Here is a 2,474-nt window from a genome sequence, read left to right on the forward strand (position 1 = left end):
TTTCTTGATGTACACGCCTTTAGCCTGAGTCGGTTTTGCTTTTTTCAGCGCAACCAGCAGAGCTTCCAGGTTTTCTTTCAGTTTATCAGCGTCAAAATCCACTTTACCGATGGTAGTATGGATGATGCCGTTTTTGTCGTTACGGTAACGAACCTGACCTGCTTTAGCGTTCTTAACCGCTTCAGCAACGTTCGGAGTTACGGTACCAACTTTCGGGTTTGGCATCAGGCCGCGCGGGCCCAGAACCTGGCCCAGCTGGCCAACAACGCGCATTGCATCCGGGGAGGCAATAACAACGTCAAAGTTCATTTCGCCTTTTTTGATCTGGTCAGCCAGATCTTCCATACCTACCAGCTCTGCGCCAGCAGCTTTAGCTGCTTCAGCGTTCGGGCCCTGGGCAAATACGGCTACGCGAACTGAACGGCCAGTACCGTGCGGCAGTACAGTTGCGCCACGGACGTTCTGGTCAGATTTACGAGCGTCGATGCCGAGGTTAACGGCAACATCAACGCTTTCAACGAACTTAGCGGTAGCCAGTTCTTTCAGCAGAGTGATGGCTTCGTTGATGTCGTACTGTTTGGTCGCATCAACTTTGTCACGAATCACGGACATGCGCTTGGTCAGTTTAGCCATTTCTTAGTCCTCCACTACCAGGCCCATGGAACGTGCAGTACCTTCAATGGAGCGGGTCATCGCTTCAATGTCGGAACCAGTCATGTCGGCAGCTTTGGTCTGCGCGATTTCCTGCAGCTGAGCGCGGGAAATTTTACCAACTTTGTCTTTGTTCGGCTTACCGGAACCAGACTTAATACCAGCCGCTTTTTTCAGCAGAACTGCTGCTGGCGGGGTTTTGGTAACGAAAGTGAAAGAACGGTCAGCGTAAACGGTAATAACAACCGGGATCGGCAGACCTTTTTCCAGGGATTCAGTTTTTGCGTTGAACGCTTTGCAGAATTCCATGATGTTCACACCTTGCTGACCCAGTGCTGGACCAACCGGCGGACTCGGGTTTGCCATACCAGCTGCAACCTGCAGCTTGACGTAGGCTTGTACTTTCTTAGCCATTTAAATTTCCTCGTTTGGGTGTAGCGCCTTCAAAAGGCTCCCCGTGATAAATATCGCTTTATGGGCACAAGGCCCATAAAAACAAAAGGCGCGAAATTGTATGTCAATTTCGCGCCCCTTGCAACGATTAAAGCGTTGCTTTTTTGATCGGTCGTTAGGCTTTTTCTACCTGGGCAAAGTCCAGCTCAACCGGAGTTGCGCGGCCAAAGATAGAAACAGAGACTTTCAGGCGAGACTTCTCGTAGTCAACTTCTTCAACCACGCCGTTAAAGTCTGCAAACGGACCATCGCTAACACGTACCATTTCACCCGGTTCAAACAGCGTTTTCGGCCGCGGTTTATCGCCGACCTGCTGCAGACGGTTCATAATCGCGTCCACTTCTTTATCGCTGATTGGAGCCGGACGGTCAGAAGTACCGCCGATAAAGCCCATCACGCGTGGTACGCTGCGCACCAGGTGCCAGCTCGCGTCGTTCATCACCATCTGGACCAGAACGTAGCCAGGGAAGAATTTGCGCTCGCTTTTGCGACGCTGGCCACCACGGATTTCGACCACTTCTTCGGTCGGAACCATGACTTCACCAAACAACTCTTCCATATTGTGTAGCTTGATATGTTCACGCAACGAGGTAGCTACGCGACCTTCAAAACCGGAAAACGCCTGAACGACGTACCAGCGCTTTTTAGGAGCTTCAGACATCTCAGAACCTCAGGCCAGTGATAAAGGATACCAGGCGAACCAGAATACCATCCAGTCCCCATAGGATCAGCGACATTACAGCAGTCACTGCGGCAACAATCAGCGTAGTGTGCAGCGTTTCCTGGCGGGTAGGCCAAATAACCTTACGCACTTCAGTTCTCGCTTCACGAGCGAAAGCGACTGTAGCCTTACCTTTCGTAGTTAACAGCGCGACACCACCTGCTGCAGCGATCAGAATAACGACTGCCAGCGCACGCACTGCCAGCATAATGTCACGATAAAGGAAGTTGCCGACGATGGCCACAACCAGCAGCACGACAACGATCGTCCACTTCATCGCTTCGAGGCCGCGCCCGCTCCCTTGAGCTTCGGTATTCGCACTCATAAACCAACCTGTCACAAGAATTCAGACAACTATCTTCACCCCGCATGAATTGCGAGGCGACCAAACCGAAATGCTCTGTTGCGTTTCGGACTTAACGCCCTCTTCAGAGCCTGTCTCAGCAATGATTATGGCTCAAAAAATCACTGATGAGCCAGGTTCTGGTGTGAAAGCGTGCAAAAAGGGCATCAAATGATGCCCTTTTATTGCGCATTGCGTCAAATGTTATCAGTGATTAGCCGAGAACTTTAGCAACAACGCCCGCGCCAACGGTACGGCCGCCTTCACGGATTGCGAAACGCAGACCGTCGTCCATTGCGATCGGGT

Annotated in this window: 5 protein-coding genes; all 5 read right to left on the reverse strand. The window is 51.6% G+C overall.

Annotated elements, in window-relative coordinates:
• Positions 1-633, reverse strand: a 633-nt coding sequence (gene rplA / locus QVF11_RS27090) for a 50S ribosomal protein L1 (RefSeq protein ID WP_287860841.1), incomplete at its 3' end; no start/stop codon positions are given.
• Positions 634-636: 3 nt separating this feature from the next.
• Positions 637-1,065 carry a 50S ribosomal protein L11 gene (gene rplK, locus QVF11_RS27095; RefSeq protein WP_004097640.1) on the reverse strand — a complete coding sequence of 143 codons (429 nt, stop codon included), beginning with the start codon at positions 1,063-1,065 and terminating at the stop codon, positions 637-639.
• A gap of 154 nt (positions 1,066-1,219) precedes the next feature.
• Complete coding sequence (gene nusG, locus QVF11_RS27100) at positions 1,220-1,765, reverse strand: transcription termination/antitermination protein NusG (RefSeq protein WP_002438628.1); 546 nt, start codon at positions 1,763-1,765, stop codon at positions 1,220-1,222.
• A 1-nt stretch (position 1,766) separates the two neighbouring features.
• Positions 1,767-2,150 (reverse strand): preprotein translocase subunit SecE, encoded by a 384-nt coding sequence (gene secE, locus QVF11_RS27105; RefSeq protein ID WP_004097638.1) that lies wholly within the window; start codon positions 2,148-2,150, stop codon positions 1,767-1,769.
• A gap of 232 nt (positions 2,151-2,382) precedes the next feature.
• A partial coding sequence (locus tag QVF11_RS27110) for an EF-Tu C-terminal domain-related protein (RefSeq protein ID WP_001676084.1) occupies positions 2,383-2,474 on the reverse strand: 92 nt, incomplete at its 5' end.

Origin of the sequence: Klebsiella sp. (assembly GCF_027492335.1) — a bacterium.
Classification (GTDB): Bacteria; Pseudomonadota; Gammaproteobacteria; order Enterobacterales; family Enterobacteriaceae; genus Klebsiella; species Klebsiella huaxiensis.